Here is a 16,607-nt window from a genome sequence, read left to right as displayed (position 1 = left end):
ACGAACCTACCGCCGCCGCACGCGCACCACCGTCGTCGGCACCTCCAGCAGCCCCGCCCCGCACGTCAGCACTTCCGCCTCGGCGCCCCCGGCTTTGCGGACCGCCTTCGCGTGCTCGGCCACCTCGTCGGCCGCCGAACTGCCCTTCATCGCCAGCAACTCGCCGCCGCGCGCCACCAGGGGCATGCACCACCGCGCCAGCTTGTCGAGCGAAGCCACCGCGCGGGCGGTCACCACAGGCGCGGCGACCTCGCACTCCTCGGCGCGCCCCCGGAACACCGACACGTTCGTCAGCCCCAAAGCCGCCACGGCCTCCTCCAGAAAAGTGGTGCGACGCAGCATCGGCTCGACGAGCATCACCTCGACGTCGGGGCGCACGATCGCCAGCGGGATGCCCGGCAGGCCCGCACCGGACCCGACGTCGATCACCGCGACGCCCTCGGGCACGACCTCGCTGAGCACCGCGCAGTTCAGCATGTGCCGCTCCCACAGGCGCGGGACCTCGCGCGGGCCGATCAGCCCACGCTCGACCCCGTCGGTCGCGAGCAGTTCGGCGTAGGAAACCGCGAGGGAGACCTTCTCCCCGAACACCTTCGCCGCGACCTCGGCCAGACCCGGCGGCACGCCACCCACACCGCCCGCGTCGCCTCCACCGCCCGTGCCAGCCGCCCCCTCAACGGGGAACGGCCCCTCCGTGGAGGGGCCGTTCGTGGTCTCGTCATGCGAACTCAAGCCGGACTCACGATCACGCGACGGTCGGGCTCGGTGCCCTCCGACTCGCTCGCCACGTCCTTGCGGGCGTTGATGACGTCGTGCACGCACTTGCGCTCGAAGGCGTTCATCGGGTCGAGCCGCACGGGGTTCCCGTACTGCGCGACCTCGTCGGCCACCTTCTTCGCAAGAGCCTGCAGTTCGGCACGGCGCCCGGAACGGAAGCCCCCGATGTCCAGCATCAGCCTGCTGTGCTCGCCGGTCTTGCGGAAGACCGCCAGACGCGTGAGCTCCTGTAGTGCCTCCAGCGTCGCCCCACCCGGTCCGACCAGCTGGTTGAGCCCGCTGCCGACGACCTCGACGATCGGTCGGTCGTCCTTCACGAGCTCGTCGATGTCCCCGTCGGTGTCGAGGATGTCGAGCAGGCCTTCGACGTAGTCGGCGGCGATCTCGCTCTGCTCGAACAGCGCGTCGGTGTCTACCCCCGCGGTGGTGCGCCCCTCCGCCTCACCACGGGCGACATCCGTCGTCGTTTCAGCCACGTGCTGCCTCTCCCTTACTTGCCGGCACCTTTACGGGTGCCGCCCTTCTTCGAGTTGGCCGGCTTCGCTCCGGGCTTCGGCGCCAATTCCTTGGCGCGGGCCACGGCCTCCGCACGTGCCTTCTCGGCGGCTTTCGATCCCGGCTTCCCGGCTGCGGTCTTCGCGCCGTTCGAGCCCGCCATCTTCGGCGGTGGGAACTTGCGCAGCACCCACATCTGCTGCCCGAGGGAGAACGCATTCGAGATCACCCAGTACAGGACGACACCGATCGGGAACATCACGCCGGAGATGAGCAGCGTCGCCGGGATGCCGTAGAGCATCAGGCGCTGCATCATCTTCTGCTGGCGGTCCTCGGCCCAGCCGGTCTTGAGGATCATCTGACGCGAGGTCATGTAGGTCGTGGCGACCATGCACGCGATCAGGACGGCACAGATGATCTTGACCGTGATGGTGCCCGAGCCCACGGCCTGGAGGTCGGCGTCGGGGGTGTTGAAGCTCGACCAGATCGGCGCGTTGAACAGGCGCGAGCCGAGGAAGCTGTCGAACTGCTCGGTCGACCAGCCGTACAGGTCGGTCTGCGTGTTACCGGGGTGGACACGACGCAGAACGTGCAGCAGACCGATGAAGACGGGCGCCTGGAGCAGCATCGGAAGGCAGCCCATGAGCGGGTTGGCCTTCTCCTTGCGGTACAGCTCCATGAGCTGCCGCTGCATCTCCTGCCGGTCGTGCTTGTACTTGGCCTGGAGCTCCTTGACCTTCGGCTGCAGAGCCTGCATCGCCCGCTGGGACTTGATCTGCTTGACGAACAAGGGGAACAAGATCGTGCGAACGGTCAGAACCAGGAAGACGATCGCGAGGATCCAGTCCCAGTTGGTGCCCAGGAAGGCATTTTCGGGCAGGATCATGTCCCAGAGCGAGTGCCAGCTGAGCAGCAGCCAGGAAATGCTCCAGTACAACCACTCGAGCGGGAAGATGCCGGACAAGCTACGTCTCCCTAGCTTCAGTTTCATCGACCTTGCGCCGTGGTGGCGGCACAGGGTCATAACCGCCCGGGTGGAACGGTTGGCAGCGCAGCACGCGACGGACCGCGAGATAGAGACCACGCAACGCCCCGTGCACCGAGATCGCCTCAAGGGCGTAGGCGCTACACGACGGGTGGAATCGGCATCGGGCCGGCAGTGCCGGGCTTATCCATCGACGGTACGCGACGATGGGCAAGGACAGGAGCCGGGCTGGCGTCATTTCGGACGCTCCCGCCCGTGCTTACGGGGCCGTCTCGCACTCGCGAGAGCCCCGTCGAGATCGGCGCCGAGACCGGTGTGGTCACGGTCGGCGGCCTGCGGGAGCGCCCTGACGACGATGTCGGTGCCGGGCTCCCAGGTATTGATCCGCTCGGCGACGAGGTGACGCAGCCGACGCTTCACCTTGTTGCGGACGACGGCCCCGCCGACGGCTTTGGACACGACGAAACCCGCTCGCGCCGGTCGGCCGTCGCCGGTCACCTTCAGGTGCACGACGAGCGCGCCGCGGGCAGCACGACGTCCCCGCGTGGTGGCGGAGAAGTCAGCGCGGCTCCGCAGCCGCGCGGCCTTTGGCAGCACGAGCGGGCCTCACGAAGACTGCGGCGAGTCGTCTCGTCCGCTATCAAGCGGAGAGACGCTCGCGGCCCTTGCGACGGCGAAGGGCGATGATGGCCCGGCCGGCGCGCGTACGCATACGCAGCCGGAAGCCGTGGGTCTTCGCGCGGCGGCGGTTGTTCGGCTGGAAGGTGCGCTTGCTCACGGCTGGAACTCCAAGATCGGTGTTGCACGGTGTTGACTACAGCCGTGCGGACGCATACGTGCGTGTCCAAGGGTAGCAATGGCACGGCGGCGCCCAGGTAACGGCCGGTCAACAGTACTGGCAGGTCGCGACGATCGACAACCGGCCCGGGTGGAATCGCGTGCCAACTGCCCCGCGATAATCCACAGGAACCTGTGGACAACGCTTGTGTCCACGCGCGCCACAGACTAGCGTGCCAGCTTGGTGCAGGTCTTCGGCAACGCGCTCCCCATACTCTAAACCGTTCGTAGCGCCCCGTTGCGTCATGATACGTCCGGATTTGAACCGGGGTCGTGGTCACAACGGAACCAGGCTGATCAGCGAATGCACAGGCTGTGGATAACCTGTGGATAACCAACACGATCATGGGGGTGGGACCGCCGTGGCAGGCGAGACGACTGAAGGCGCTGCGGCGTCGACCGACCTTAGCGCGGTGTGGCGGGCCGTCACCGAAGAACTCGGAGATGCCGGTCTGTCCGCGCAGCAGCGCGCCTGGCTCCGCCTCACTCAGCCGCTCGGCCTGTTCGAGGACACCGTCATCATCGCCGCGCCGAACCAGTTCGCGCGCGAGGCATTCGAGTCGCGTCTGCGGTCGACCCTCACCACCGCCCTCGGCCATCACCTCGGCCAGTCGGTGCAGATAGCGGTCACCGTCCGCCCGCCGGCCCCCGAAGAGGCCCCGGCCCACCGCGCCGACGACGTCGGCCTCATCCAGCCGTCCCTGCTGCCCCCGCCCCCTCAGGCACCGGTGAACAACCTCGCACCCGTACCTCCTTCCCCCCGCGAGCCGCAGGAAGCGCCACCGGTCTACGCACCGCCCGACCGCGAGCGCCACGCCCCGCCCGTCGCGCCCCCGTCGCCGATCGACGACACCGCCCTCGACAACCGCTCGCCCATGGGCGGCTCCTACCGCTCCGGCGCGAAGATGGGCCACTCCGACGGCGGCGACATCCCCGCCCCCCGCCCGCAGCGGCCGATCGGCGCGAGCAACACGTCCAACCCGGCCAACGCCTCGCGCCTGAACGCCAAGTACAACTTCGACACCTTCGTCATCGGCTCCTCGAACCGCTTCGCGCACGCCGCCGCGGTCGCCGTCGCCGAGTCGCCCGCCAAGGCCTACAACCCGCTGTTCATCTACGGCGACTCCGGCCTCGGCAAGACCCACCTCGTGCACGCCATCGGCCACTACGCCACCGGCCTGGGCAACGCCCGCAGCGTCCGGTACGTGTCGACCGAGGAGTTCACCAACGACTTCATCAACTCCCTGCGCGACGACAAGCGGCAGGCCTTCCAGCGCCGCTACCGCGACGTCGACATCCTCCTCATCGACGACATCCAGTTCCTGGAGCGCGCCGAGCGGACGCAGGAGGAGTTCTTCCACACCTTCAACACCCTCCACAACGCCAACAAGCAGATCGTCATCACCTCCGACCGCTCGCCCAAGCAGCTGTCGACGCTGGAGGACCGGCTGCGCACCCGCTTCGAGTGGGGACTGCTGGCCGACATCCAGCCGCCCGACCTGGAGACCCGCATCGCGATCCTCCAGAAGAAGGCCGCCCAGGAGCGCCTCGACGCCCCCTTCGACGCCCTGGAGTACATCGCCAGCCGCATCCAGCACTCGATCCGGGAGCTGGAGGGCGCCCTCATCCGGGTGACGGCCTTCGCGAGCCTCAACCGCTCGCCCATCGACCGCGCCCTGGCCGAGCAGGTCCTGTCGGACTACATCCCCGACAACGACGGCCCGCCCGACGTCTCCGCCGACGACATCATGCGCGCGACGGCCGACTACTTCAGCGTCACCAACGACGACCTGTGCGGGCACTCGCGCTCGCGCGTGCTGGTCAACGCCCGCCAGGTCGCCATGTACCTGTGCCGCGAGCTGACCGACCTGTCCCTGCCCCGCATCGGGCAGGCCTTCGGCGGCCGCGACCACACGACGGTCATGCACGCCGACCGCAAGATCCGCAAACAGATGGCCGAACGGCGCACGCTGTACAACCAGATCGCCGAGCTGACCAACCGGATCAAGCAGACGGGCAACTGAAAAGCCGGTCCGCCGGTGTGAAGCACACGACCCGAGGTCTTTCTCACGGCCCCCGCGGCACCTCGCGCGGGGGCCGTTTCCCATGCCCGAACGCCGTCGGCCGGCCCGGAAACGGGCTGGGGAGGCTTCGTCGTCCACACCCTTCGTCCACAGGATGTGCACAACTCTCATGTCCCTGTGCACAACCTGAATCCGCAGGTCAGAAGCTCTGTCCACAGTGTCATCCACAGAAGACACGCCTGCGTCCACAGACTGTGGACGCGATGTGGACAACACTGTGGACAAGTCGCCTTTCGGTGTGCACATCCCTGTGGGAAACCTGTGGGAAACCCTGTGTACAGACCTGTGGACGAATGTGGACAACTCAGCGATCATGCCAACCTGTGGATGAACCCCATGGTTTTCCCCAGGCGCCTCCACAGGACGTCCACAGGCCCGTAGCGTCGTGGCCAGCCGAAACAGGCCTTTTCCACAGTTTCCACAGCACCGAACACGACGACGGTATTTACCTATAGAGGGAAACAATCAACAGTCGCTGTGTGGAAAACTCAGCCAGCCGGGCCGTGACGAGCGGCCGCCGGTCCGCACCGCAAGGAGAGAGCATGAAGTTTCGAGTCGAACGAGACGCACTGACGACAGCGGTCACCTGGACCGCCAAGAGCCTGCCGACGCGCCCCTCAGTGCCGGTCCTCGCCGGGGCGCTCTTGAGCGTCAACGACGGCGCCCTGACCATCTCCGGCTTCGACTACGAGACCTCCAGCCAAGTGACGGTCGCCGTCGACGCCGACTCGCCGGGCACCGCCCTGGTGTCCGGTCGGCTGCTGGCCGAGATCGTCAAGGCCCTGCCCGCCAAGCCCGTCGAGTTCGCCGCCTCCGACGGCCACGCCGAACTGACCTGCGGCAGCGCCCGCTTCACCTTGCCGACCATGCCCGTCGAGGACTACCCCGCGCTCCCGGCGATGCCCGGCGCGGTCGGGACGATCCCCGCCGACGTCTTTGCCACCGCGGTCTCCCAGGTCGCCGTCGCCGCCGGCCGTGACGACACACTGCCGACGATGACCGGCGTGCAGGTCGAGATGATCGGCACGAGCCTGGCGCTGCTGGCCACCGACCGCTACCGCATGGCCGTCCGCGAGCTCGACTGGGCGCCCAACGACGACGACATCAACCTGACGATGCTGATCCCGGCGAAGGCCCTGTCGGACACCGCCCGCAGTTTCGGCAGCGGTGGCGGCGACGTCACGATCGCGATGCCGCAGGAAGGCGGCACCGGCCTGGTCGGCTTCTCGGCGCACAACCGGCACACGACGAGCCGCGTGCTCGACGGCCAGCTGCCTAAGCTACGGTCGTTGCTGCCGACCGCCTACAACGCCAAGCTCCGTGTCACCGCCGCCGAACTCGTCGAGGTCTCCCGCCGTGTGGCCCTCGTCGCCGAACGCGACACCCGCATCCAGCTGCGGATCGACACCGACGGGCTCGTCGTCGAGGCGGGCGGCACCGAGGACGCCAAGGCGAGCGAGGCCATGGACTGCGACTACAACGGCGAACCGATGACCGTCGCCTTCAACTCCCAGTACCTGCTGGACGGTCTGTCCGCCATCAACGCGCCGACCGCCGTACTCTCGTTCACAGATCCGATGAAGCCGGTCGTGCTGACCGGTGCCGCCCCCGGCGAGGACGACGAGGTCCAGGAGATCGAGGGCTACAAGTACCTGCTCCAGCCGCTCCGGTTCGAGAGTTAAGCGAAAAGGGGACCATCCATGCAGCTCGGCATCGTCGGCCTGGGAAAGATGGGCGGGAACATGCGCACCCGCCTGCGCAACGCCGGCCACGAGGTCGTCGGTTTCGACCGCGACCCGAACCTGTCCGATGTCGACAGTCTCGAGGCGCTCGTGAAGGGCCTCGAAGGCCCCCGCGCCGTGTGGATCATGGTCCCCTCGGGTGACGCCACCCGCGACACCGTGCACGCCCTCGGGGAGTTGCTCTCCGAGGGCGACATCCTCATCGACGGAGGAAACTCCCGCTTCAGCGACGACCTTGTGCACGCCGAGCACCTCAAGCCCAAGGGGATCGGCTACGTCGACGCCGGAGTGTCGGGCGGGGTCTGGGGTCTGAAGAACGGCTACGCGTTGATGGTGGGCGGCTCCGACGAGGACGTGGCCCGTTTGATGCCCATCTTCGAGGCGCTCAAACCCGAAGGTGAATTCGGCTTCGTGCACGCCGGCGGCGTCGGTGCCGGGCACTACGCGAAGATGGTTCACAACGGCATCGAGTACGGCATGATGCACGCCTACGCCGAGGGCTACGAGCTGCTGGCAGCCAGCGAGCACGTGACCGACGTCCCGGCCGTGATCAAGTCCTGGCGCGAGGGCACCGTCATCCGCTCCTGGTTGCTGGACCTGCTCGACAACGCCCTCCAGGAGGACCCGGAGCTGGCCGACATCACCGGCTACTCCAGCGACTCCGGAGAGGGCCGCTGGACGGTCGAGGAGGCCATCCGGCTCGCGGTCCCGCTGCACGTGATCTCGGCGTCGCTGTTCGCGCGCTTCGAGTCCCGGCAGGACGACTCCCCGGCGATGAAGGCCGTCTCGGCCCTGCGCAACCAGTTCGGCGGACACGCCGTCAAGAACAAGAAATAACCGAGAACCACAGGCGGGTCGGGCGGTAGGGACGTGCACGTTCGTCGATTCGAGCTCATCGACTTCCGCTCGTACCCGCACGTGGTCGTCGACCTTGAGCCGGGGCCGAGCGTCCTGGTCGGGCCCAACGGCGCCGGGAAGACCAACCTCGTCGAGGCCCTGGGTTACCTGGCGACGCTGGGCAGCCACCGGGTCTCGGCCGACGCGCCGCTGGTGCGGGCCGGCGCCGAGCGCGCGATCCTGCGGGCGGCGATCGTCCACGAGGGCCGCGAGCTGCTGGCCGAACTCGAACTGGTCCCGGGCAAGTCGAACCGGGCGCGGCTGGGCCGCTCGGCCCTGCCGAGGGCGCGGGACCTGCTGGGCGCGCTGAGGGTGATCCTCTTCGCGCCGGAGGACCTCGCGCTGGTGCGGGGCGAGCCGTCGGAGCGCCGGCGTTTCCTCGACGACCTGCTCGTCGCCCGCCACCCCCGTTACGCGGGTGTCCGCAGCGACTACGACCGGGTGCTCAAGCAGCGCAACACGCTCCTGCGCACGGCCTACCTCGCCCGCAAGGTGACCGGCCGTCGCGCGGCCGCCGACTCCGGCGACCTGCGCACCCTGGAGGCCTGGGACAAGCAGCTCGCCGAGTACGGCGGGGAGCTGCTCGCCGGGCGCCTGGCGCTGGTCGAGACGCTGACGCCGTACGTCACGAAGGCCTACGACGCGGTCAGCCAGGGCAAGGGGCGGGCGACGATCACCTACAGGTCGAACCTCGACGACGGGACCGGGCAGCTGACCGCCGACCGGGAGCTGCTGTCGGCGCGGATGCTCAACGCGCTGGCCGCCGCCCGCGACGCCGAGATCGACCGCGGCTCGACGCTCGTCGGGCCGCAGCGCGACGAGATCACGCTCCAGCTGGGGGACCTGCCCGCCAAGGGCTACGCCAGCCACGGCGAGTCGTGGTCCTTCGCGCTGGCGCTGCGCCTGGCCGCATACGACCTGCTGCGCGCCGAGGGGATCGAGCCGGTGCTCATCCTCGACGACGTGTTCGCCGAACTCGACGCCAGCCGCCGCGACCGCCTCGCCGAGCTCGTCGACGGCGCCGCCCAGGTCCTGGTGACCTGCGCGGTCGCCGGGGACGTGCCCGCCGCGCTGGCCGGCGCGCGCTACGACGTCGCCGAAGGGGAGGTTCGCCGTGTCGTCTGACCTGCGGGTTTCCCGTCAGATCGAGGGTGGTGGCCGCCTTGTCGCGTGAGCAGGGGATGCCCTACCGACCGCGCCGGAAGTCCGCCGGGTACACCGGGCCGGGGCCCGACAAGCGCGACCCGCAGGCCTTGTCGGTGCTGCTGGCGAAGCTCCTCAAGGACCGCGGCTGGCAGCAGCCGGCCGCCCACCACGGCGTCTTCGGCCGCTGGGAGGCCATCGTCGGCGCCGAGATCGCCGCGCACTGCCGTCCGGTCTCGCTGGCCGAGACCGAGCTGGTCATCGAGGCGGAGTCGACGGCCTGGGCGACTCAGCTGCGGCTCTTCCAGGGCACGATTCTGAAGAAGATCGCCGAGGACATCGGCCACGGGCTGGTCACCAGGGTGCGCGTGCACGGTCCCACCCAGACCCGCCGTAATCTCGGCCCTCGGCGCGTACGATTTCCAGGCTCGCGCGACACGTACGGGTAGCCTGCACCCGAGTGGGGGAGTAGGCGAGCGGGGTTTTCGGCGCCACACGGCGAACTCAGGGCGTGTGCGGTGCCGTTCCTGTCGCAGGGGGCAAGTAGGATCGAAGTGGGCCGGCCCGTCAGTGCCATTCGTGTGGTGTGACGTGCGCCGGCTCGCGAACGGCCCGGGGCCACAGTCCCGGTCGGGCAGCACGAGACATCAGAAAGTGGGTTCTTGCGTGAACGCAGCCGCCAAGGACGAGTACGGCGCAAACCAAATCCAGGTCCTCGAAGGGCTTGAAGCAGTACGCAAGCGTCCCGGTATGTACATCGGCTCCACCGGCGAACGTGGTCTTCACCACCTTGTCCAGGAGATCGTGGACAACGCGGTCGACGAGGCCATGGCCGGCTACTGCGACACGATCAACGTCACCCTGCTCGAAGACGGCGGCGTCCGTGTCATCGACAACGGCCGCGGTTTCCCCGTCGACCTCCACCCGAAGCTGAAGAAGCCGGGTGTCGAGGTCGCGCTGACGGTTCTGCACGCGGGCGGCAAGTTCGACGGCAAGGCCTACGCGGTCTCCGGCGGACTGCACGGCGTCGGTGTCTCCGTCGTGAACGCGCTGTCGACCAAGATGGCCGTGGAGATCCACAAGAACGGCAACGTCTACCGGCAGACGTACGACTACTCGAAGCCCTCGCCGCTGGAGAAGGGCGAGACCACGACCACCACGGGTTCCTCGGTGGCCTTCTGGCCGGACCCGAAGATCTTCGAGACGGTCGAGTTCAACTTCGAGACGATCTACCGGCGCCTCCAGGAGATGGCCTTCCTCACCAAGGGCCTGACCATCATCTTGCGTGACGAGCGGCCGGAGAACTTCGAGGAGGACAAGCCCCGCGAGGTCACCTTCCGCTACGACGAGGGCATCGCCGACTTCGTCCGGCACCTCAACGCCACGAAGTCGCCGCTGCACCGCACGGTCGTGCACTTCGAGTCGCAGGACGACGACGCCGGCATGGGCGCCGAGGTCGCGCTCCAGTGGAACGAGTCCTATGGCGAGTCGGTCTACACCTTCGCCAACGCGATCAACACTCACGAGGGCGGCACGCACGAAGAGGGTTTCCGTGCGGCACTGACGACGATCGTCAACAAGTACGGCACCGACCGCAAGCTCCTCAAGGGCGACGACCGCCTCTCCGGTGAGGACATCCGCGAGGGCCTGGCGGCGATCATCTCGGTGAAGCTGCGCGAGCCGCAGTTCGAGGGCCAGACCAAGACCAAGCTGGGAAACACCGAGGTCAAGGGCTTCGTCCAGAAGATCGTCAACGAGCGTCTGGCGGACTGGTTCGAGCGCAACCCCGGCGAGGCCAAGACGATCATCCAGAAGGCCTCGGCCGCCGCGCAGGCCCGCAAGGCCGCCGCGCAGGCGAGGAAACTCGCGCGCCGCAAGAGCCTGCTGGAGACGTCGTCGATGCCGGGCAAGCTGGCCGACTGCCAGTCGACCGACCCGCGCGAGTCCGAGGTGTTCATCGTCGAGGGCGACTCCGCCGGCGGTTCGGCCAAGCAGGGGCGCAACCCCCGCACGCAGGCCATCCTGCCGATCCGGGGCAAGATCCTCAACGTCGAGAAGGCCCGCATCGACAAGGTGCTGAAGAACAACGAGGTCCAGGCCATCATCACGGCCCTGGGCACCGGCATCCACGAAGAGTTCGACATCGAGAAGCTCCGGTACCACAAGGTGATCATGATGTCCGACGCCGACGTGGACGGCCAGCACATCAACACCCTGCTGCTCACGCTGCTGTTCCGCTTCATGCGCCCGCTGGTCGAGATGGGCCACGTGTACATGTCGCAGCCGCCGCTGTACAAGATCAAGTGGAACCGCAAGGGCGACGTGGTCGAGTACGCCTACTCCGACCGGGAGCGCGACGGCCTCATCGAGATGGGCATCGCGGCCGGCAAGGCCGACCCCCGTCGCTTCGACGGCATCCAGCGGTACAAGGGTCTCGGCGAGATGAACTACCACGAGCTGTGGGAGACCACCATGGACCCGGCGACGCGGTCCCTGCTCCAGGTGACCCTCGACGACGCGGCAACCGCGGACGAGCTCTTCAGCGTCCTCATGGGTGAGGACGTGGAGTCGCGGCGGAACTTCATCCAGCGCAACGCCAAGGATGTCCGTTTCCTGGACATCTAGTGCGCATCGTGGACGGCCCCCGGCTTCGGTCCACAGGGCCGTCCACATTATCCACAGACTTATCCACAGGTTCTCAAGCAAGGTGAAAGGCAAACCGTGACGGAGACCACCGTGTCGGACGACGCGTCGGGCGGGCGCATCCAGCCGGTAGGCGTCGATGTGCAGATGCACCGGTCGTACCTCGACTACGCCATGAGCGTCATCGTCGGCCGGGCCCTGCCCGACGTGCGCGACGGCCTCAAGCCGGTGCACCGCAAGGTGCTCTACGGCATGTACGACGGGGGCTACCGCCCCGACCGCGGGTACGTGAAGTGCTCCCGCGTCGTCGGTGACGTGATGGGTCAGTACCACCCCCACGGCGACTCCTCGATCTACGACACCCTCGTGCGCATGGCGCAGCCCTGGTCGCTGCGCTACCCGCTGATCGACGGCCAGGGCAACTTCGGTTCGCCGGGCAACGACGGCGCGGCCGCCATGCGGTACACCGAGTCGCGCCTGCATCCCATGGCCATGGAGATGATGCGCGACATCGACGAGGAGTCGGTGGACTTCGGCCCCAACTACGACGGCAAGACCACCGAGCCGCTCGTACTGCCGGCCCGCATCCCCAACCTGCTCGTCAACGGCTCCGAGGGCATCGCCGTCGGCATGGCGACCAAGATCCCGCCGCACAACCTGCGGGAGGTCGCCCAGGCCGTCTACTGGTGCCTGGAGCACCACGACGTGCCCGAGGAGGAGACCCTTGAGGAGCTGATCAAGCTCGTCCACGGTCCCGACTTCCCGACCTACGGCCTGATCGTCGGCCGCTCCGGCATCGAGGACGCCTACCGCACCGGTCGCGGCTCGATCCGCATGCGCGCGGTCATCGAGATGGAGGAGGACGCCAAGGGGCGCGCCTGCCTCGTCGTCACCGAGCTGCCCTACCAGGTCAACCCGGACAACCTCGCGCTGCGGGTCGCCGAGCTGGTCAAGGAGGGCAAGCTCACCGGCATCGCCGACATCCGCGACGAGAGCTCCGGCCGTACCGGCATGCGGCTGATCCTGGTCCTCAAGCGGGACTCGATCCCCAAGGTCGTCCTCAACAACCTGTACAAGCACACGCAGCTGCAGGAGACCTTCGGCGCGAACATGCTCGCCCTGGTCGACGGCGTGCCGCGCACGCTCAACCTGGCGCAGTTCATCCGCCACTACGTCGCCCACCAGGTCGACGTCATCGTCCGGCGCACCCAGTACCGCCTGCGCAAGGCCGAGGAGCGGGCCCACATCCTGCGTGGTCTGGGCAAGGCCCTCGACCAGCTCGACGCGGTCATCCAGCTCATCCGCAGCGCGCCCTCGGCCGACGAGGCGAAGCTGGGCCTCCAGCAGCTCCTCGACGTCGACGAGATCCAGGCGATCGCCATCCTCGACATGCAGCTTCGCCGCCTCGCGGCGCTGGAGCGGCAGAAGATCATCGACGAGCTCGTCGACATCGAGTCGAAGATCGCCGACCTCGAGGACATCCTGGCACGCCCGGAGCGTCAGCGTTCGATCATCAAGGAAGAGCTCGAGGCCACCGTCGCCAAGTGGGGCGACGAGCGCCGCACGAAGATCGTGCCCTTCGAGGGCGAGGTCTCCATGGAGGACCTCATCGCCCGCGAGGACGTCGTCGTGACCATCACGCGCGGCGGCTACGCCAAGCGCACGAAGGTCGACGCCTACCGCACCCAGCACCGCGGCGGCAAGGGCGTCCAGGGCGCGACCCTGAGGCTCGACGACCTCGTGAGCCACTTCTTCGTGTGCTCGACCCACGACTGGGTCCTGTTCTTCACCAACAAGGGCCGCGTGTACCGCGCGAAGGCCTACGAGCTGCCCGAGGCGTCGCGTACGGCCCGCGGCCAGCACGTCGCCAACCTGCTCGCCTTCCAGCCCGGTGAGCACATCGCGCAGGTCATCCAGATCACGAACTACGAGGTCGCGCCCTACCTGGTGCTGGCCACGCGGGACGGCGTCGTCAAGAAGACCAAGCTCACCGACTTCGACTCCAACCGCACCGGCGGCGTCATCGGCATCAACCTCAAGGGCGAGGACGAGCTCGTCGGCGCCGCGCTGATCGGTCCCGAGGACGATCTGCTGCTGGTCAGCCGCAACGCGCAGGCGATCCGCTTCCAGGCGACCGACGAATCCTTGCGTCCGATGGGCCGTGCGACGTCCGGAGTCATCGGTATGCGCTTCACCGATGGGGACGTTCTCCTTACGATGGAGGTGGTGCGCGAGGGCATGGACATCCTCGTCGCCACCGGAGGGGGTTTCGCCAAGCGCACACCTGTCGACGAGTACCCGCGTCAGGGCAGGGGTGGGAAGGGCGTGCTCACCGCGAAGATCACGGAACGGCGCGGCGGCCTCGTCGGCGCGCTGAGCGTCCTACCGGACGACGAGCTCTTCGCGATCACCTCCAACGGCGGAGTGATCCGTACGCCTGTCAAACCTGTCCGGCGGACACGGGATCGCAACACCATGGGCGTCAAGCTGATGGATCTGCCGGAAGGCGTTACCTTGGTGGCTATCGCTCGTAGCGCGGACGAGCCGGACGAACAGGACTTAACGCATGACGGACACGCAGGCGAACGGCCCGGCGGCGGTCGGTCGCGCCAACGTGGGCGGCGCTGAGGTGACCGACGTGCCGGGGGGCAGCAAGGTAACCCGGCCGCCCGGCATGACGCCTCCGCCGACTTCACCAGAGGCGCTGCCTCCACCACCGCAGACGAGCTCGTCGACCAAGGTCGCCGAGGCTGTTAAGGCGGCCCGTCAGGCCGTCTCGGCGGCCGCGGCGCGCGGTCCACGGCGAGCCAGGCTCCACCTCAAGCGGATCGATCCGTGGTCGGTGATGAAGTTCTCCTTCGCCGTGTCACTGGTTCTCTTCATCGTGCTGATCGTGGCCACGACGGTGCTGTACATCGCGCTGGACTCGATGGGCGTCTTCACCAGCCTCAACGACCTGGTCGGCTCGCTCGTCGGGTCGGGCAGTGAGAGCGGTGGGTTCACGTTCACCGCGCGGGGCGTGATCGGCGTGTCGGCACTGCTCGGAGTGGTCAACATGGTGCTCTTCACGGCCATGGCGACCCTCGGGGCGTTCATCTACAACGTGTGCGCCGACCTCGTCGGCGGCATCGAACTGACCCTGTCGGAGAAGGAGTAGTCGCCCGCCGGCGCTTACCCCCATACCTGCGCGACGAGCGCCCGGTGCCTAAGGTATCGTTTCGTCTCGTCGCGTCTGGGGCTATAGCTCAGTCGGTTAGAGCGCAGAGCTGATAACTCTGAGGTCGATGGTTCGATTCCATCTAGCCCCACCAGTGTGACGAAGCGCCAGGTCAGACCAGGGAAACCCGGTCGGTCCTGGCGCTTCTTTTTCGCTTGCGCACGGCCATAGGCTGCGGTCATGCACACGACCTTGGCGGAGCACGCACGATGCCTGTACGGCGATGAATACCGGCCCACGCCGGAGTGCGATCGCCGCCACGGCGAGAACCGCTTCGTCGAGGTGCTGACCTTCTCCGACGCGGAGGCGATCCTTGCGATGCTGCAGGAGCTGTGTCCGCATATCGCCGATGGTCATCTTCCAGTGTGGGTTCGCAACCTCGCCTACCGGCTGGTGCTGTTGCAGCGGCCGAACGAGCCGAAGCTCATGCGGGCGGCGGCGGCCAGTCTCTGGATGCACGGACCCGACTGGGATGACATCGCGGCGGGCCTGGAGCGGGAAGCCGACGCACTGGAAGCGCCTGGGCCGGTCGCGCCGGGCGTTTGACGCGGCTGGGGCGTTGGTGCGTGCACGGCACCGGGCTCGGCGGGTGGCGAAGGTTTCCCTGCGCCGGCGGCCGCCCGCGTATCCGATCATCCGATGGGCGGGTCCACCGCCGCTTGCGAAAGTGGACGGATGGACACGTCGGGGCTTCGCGGTGATATCGCCGCCGCTGCGAAGGGCATCGCCACGCTGGGCGGGAAACGCGAGATCCACGAGCTCGTGACGTACCTGTACGAGCACGAACTCGTCGAGCTGATGGCGACGGGAACCTACAGCGGCAGCCAGGGACTCGTCGTGCTGACGAACGAGCGGCTACTGTTCCTCGTGCACGGTCGCAGCAAGCAGACGCACGAAGAGTTCCCACTGCCTCGCGTCACGGCGGTGGAGTGGCGCCCCGGGATGCTCAGTGGCGAGATCACGGTCGCGGCCGGCGAGGCGCGGGCCGAGATCAAGGGCGTGCTGAAGGCGGACGGCGTGAAGCTCGTCGAAGCCGCACGCTCGGCCGTCGGCGCCTACGCCGGCATGCTTTCCACCGACTCGGCGACGCCACCGGTGTACGCCGCGCCGTTCGTGGTTCCACCGCCGCCCCCTTACGCCCCACAGGCGGTGCCGGCGGCGCAGGCAGCGCCCGGGGCTGATCCTCGCGCGACCTTGCAGTCGCTTCGTGACTGGCACGCCGAAGGCCTCATCACCGACGAGGAGTACGCCGCCAAGCGCGCCGAGGTCCTCGCCCGCCTCTGATCCCCCTACCCAAGCCCTCACCCCGCCTGCCACGCTCTCCCCATGCACCCCGACGAACCCCGCCCCGACATCGCCGCCGCGGCCGAGGACCTCGCCGTCCCCGGACCGGCGGGGACGCTCGCCCTCCTCGACCGGCATGTGCGCGACGACGAGATCGTCGTCTGCCTCGCCGCCGGCGAGACGGCCTCCGGCCGCGGCCTGCTGGCCCTCACCAACGAGCGCCTGGTCTTCGCCGCCGGAAGCAGCGTCGAGACGCTTCCCCTCAGCCGCGTCGACGACGTGACCTGGAACGGCCTGCTCGTCGGCGTGGTCACGATCAGGCAGGGGGAGGCGCGGATGACCGTCAAGGCGGTCGGGAAGGCCGACGGCCGTCGCTTCGCGGAGGCGGCGAAAGCCGCACTGGGCTGAGGCGCGGGAGAAAACCTCTCCGCGAGATGTCGAAGCGCGCGACCTCGCCCCGACCCCATGCTGAGAGCGCCACCGGGCGCCTTCACCAGCAGAGG

At 68.2% G+C, this 16,607-nt stretch carries 16 protein-coding genes, 1 tRNA gene and 1 pseudogene; 12 read left to right on the top strand and 6 right to left on the bottom strand.

Going from position 1 to position 16,607, the window contains the following annotated elements:
- Positions 1 to 6: 6 nt before the first annotated feature.
- The 6 genes from rsmG to rpmH all read right to left on the bottom strand — a co-directional run bounded on the left by rsmG (position 7) and on the right by rpmH (position 3,035).
- Positions 7 to 624 carry a 16S rRNA (guanine(527)-N(7))-methyltransferase RsmG gene (rsmG, locus tag AB0I28_RS22000; protein ID WP_357496042.1) on the bottom strand — a complete coding sequence of 206 codons (618 nt, stop codon included), beginning with the start codon at positions 622 to 624 and terminating at the stop codon, positions 7 to 9.
- A 104-nt stretch (positions 625 to 728) separates the two neighbouring features.
- Positions 729 to 1,253, bottom strand: a complete 525-nt coding sequence (locus AB0I28_RS21995) for a R3H domain-containing nucleic acid-binding protein (protein ID WP_357496040.1) — start codon at positions 1,251 to 1,253, stop codon at positions 729 to 731.
- 14 nt (positions 1,254 to 1,267) lie between these two features.
- Positions 1,268 to 2,227, bottom strand: coding sequence for a membrane protein insertase YidC (gene yidC / locus AB0I28_RS21990; RefSeq protein WP_357496698.1), 960 nt, complete (start codon positions 2,225 to 2,227; stop codon positions 1,268 to 1,270).
- A 10-nt stretch (positions 2,228 to 2,237) separates the two neighbouring features.
- On the bottom strand, positions 2,238 to 2,495 hold the full coding sequence (gene yidD / locus AB0I28_RS21985; protein ID WP_357496038.1) for a membrane protein insertion efficiency factor YidD: 258 nt from the start codon (positions 2,493 to 2,495) through the stop codon (positions 2,238 to 2,240).
- The gene (rnpA, locus tag AB0I28_RS21980; protein WP_357496036.1) at positions 2,492 to 2,854 is read right to left on the bottom strand and encodes a ribonuclease P protein component; all 363 of its coding nucleotides are present in this window, start codon (positions 2,852 to 2,854) and stop codon (positions 2,492 to 2,494) included. The genes yidD and rnpA overlap by 4 nt, the downstream gene beginning before the upstream one ends.
- A gap of 43 nt (positions 2,855 to 2,897) precedes the next feature.
- Positions 2,898 to 3,035, bottom strand: a complete 138-nt coding sequence (rpmH, locus tag AB0I28_RS21975; RefSeq protein ID WP_184791248.1) for a 50S ribosomal protein L34 — start codon at positions 3,033 to 3,035, stop codon at positions 2,898 to 2,900.
- Between the two features lie 421 nt (positions 3,036 to 3,456).
- On the opposite strand from rpmH, the gene dnaA reads away from it, so the two are divergent.
- The 12 genes and pseudogenes from dnaA to AB0I28_RS21915 all read left to right on the top strand — a co-directional run bounded on the left by dnaA (position 3,457) and on the right by AB0I28_RS21915 (position 16,512).
- The gene (gene dnaA / locus AB0I28_RS21970) at positions 3,457 to 5,118 is read left to right on the top strand and encodes a chromosomal replication initiator protein DnaA (RefSeq protein ID WP_357496033.1); all 1,662 of its coding nucleotides are present in this window, start codon (positions 3,457 to 3,459) and stop codon (positions 5,116 to 5,118) included.
- Positions 5,119 to 5,720: 602 nt separating this feature from the next.
- On the top strand, positions 5,721 to 6,860 hold the full coding sequence (gene dnaN, locus AB0I28_RS21965; protein ID WP_357496031.1) for a DNA polymerase III subunit beta: 1,140 nt from the start codon (positions 5,721 to 5,723) through the stop codon (positions 6,858 to 6,860).
- 18 nt (positions 6,861 to 6,878) lie between these two features.
- Entirely contained in the window at positions 6,879 to 7,757 is an 879-nt protein-coding gene (gnd, locus tag AB0I28_RS21960) for a phosphogluconate dehydrogenase (NAD(+)-dependent, decarboxylating) (RefSeq protein WP_357496029.1), read from the top strand.
- A gap of 33 nt (positions 7,758 to 7,790) precedes the next feature.
- A complete protein-coding gene (recF, locus tag AB0I28_RS21955; protein WP_357496027.1) occupies positions 7,791 to 8,942 on the top strand; it encodes a DNA replication/repair protein RecF in 1,152 nt (383 codons plus the stop codon).
- Positions 8,943 to 8,998: 56 nt separating this feature from the next.
- Positions 8,999 to 9,409 (top strand): DciA family protein, encoded by a 411-nt coding sequence (locus tag AB0I28_RS21950; RefSeq protein WP_357496025.1) that lies wholly within the window; start codon positions 8,999 to 9,001, stop codon positions 9,407 to 9,409.
- Positions 9,410 to 9,626: 217 nt separating this feature from the next.
- Positions 9,627 to 11,585, top strand: a complete 1,959-nt coding sequence (gene gyrB, locus AB0I28_RS21945) for a DNA topoisomerase (ATP-hydrolyzing) subunit B (protein WP_357496023.1) — start codon at positions 9,627 to 9,629, stop codon at positions 11,583 to 11,585.
- A 96-nt stretch (positions 11,586 to 11,681) separates the two neighbouring features.
- On the top strand, positions 11,682 to 14,231 hold the full coding sequence (gene gyrA, locus AB0I28_RS21940) for a DNA gyrase subunit A (RefSeq protein WP_357496022.1): 2,550 nt from the start codon (positions 11,682 to 11,684) through the stop codon (positions 14,229 to 14,231).
- Between the two features lie 109 nt (positions 14,232 to 14,340).
- A pseudogene (locus AB0I28_RS21935) lies at positions 14,341 to 14,760 on the top strand (DUF3566 domain-containing protein); the annotation flags it as partial.
- A gap of 77 nt (positions 14,761 to 14,837) precedes the next feature.
- A tRNA-Ile gene (locus AB0I28_RS21930) sits at positions 14,838 to 14,914 on the top strand.
- Between the two features lie 86 nt (positions 14,915 to 15,000).
- Positions 15,001 to 15,366, top strand: a complete 366-nt coding sequence (locus AB0I28_RS21925) for a hypothetical protein (protein ID WP_357496020.1) — start codon at positions 15,001 to 15,003, stop codon at positions 15,364 to 15,366.
- Between the two features lie 129 nt (positions 15,367 to 15,495).
- The gene (locus AB0I28_RS21920) at positions 15,496 to 16,104 is read left to right on the top strand and encodes a PH domain-containing protein (protein WP_357496018.1); all 609 of its coding nucleotides are present in this window, start codon (positions 15,496 to 15,498) and stop codon (positions 16,102 to 16,104) included.
- Between the two features lie 42 nt (positions 16,105 to 16,146).
- Positions 16,147 to 16,512 carry a hypothetical protein gene (locus AB0I28_RS21915; protein ID WP_357496016.1) on the top strand — a complete coding sequence of 122 codons (366 nt, stop codon included), beginning with the start codon at positions 16,147 to 16,149 and terminating at the stop codon, positions 16,510 to 16,512.
- The last annotated feature ends 95 nt before the right edge of the window (positions 16,513 to 16,607 follow it).

This window comes from Phytomonospora sp. NPDC050363 (genome assembly GCF_040655735.1).
Classification (GTDB): domain Bacteria; phylum Actinomycetota; class Actinomycetes; order Mycobacteriales; family Micromonosporaceae; genus Phytomonospora.
This window is presented reverse-complemented; position numbering and strand designations above follow the sequence as displayed.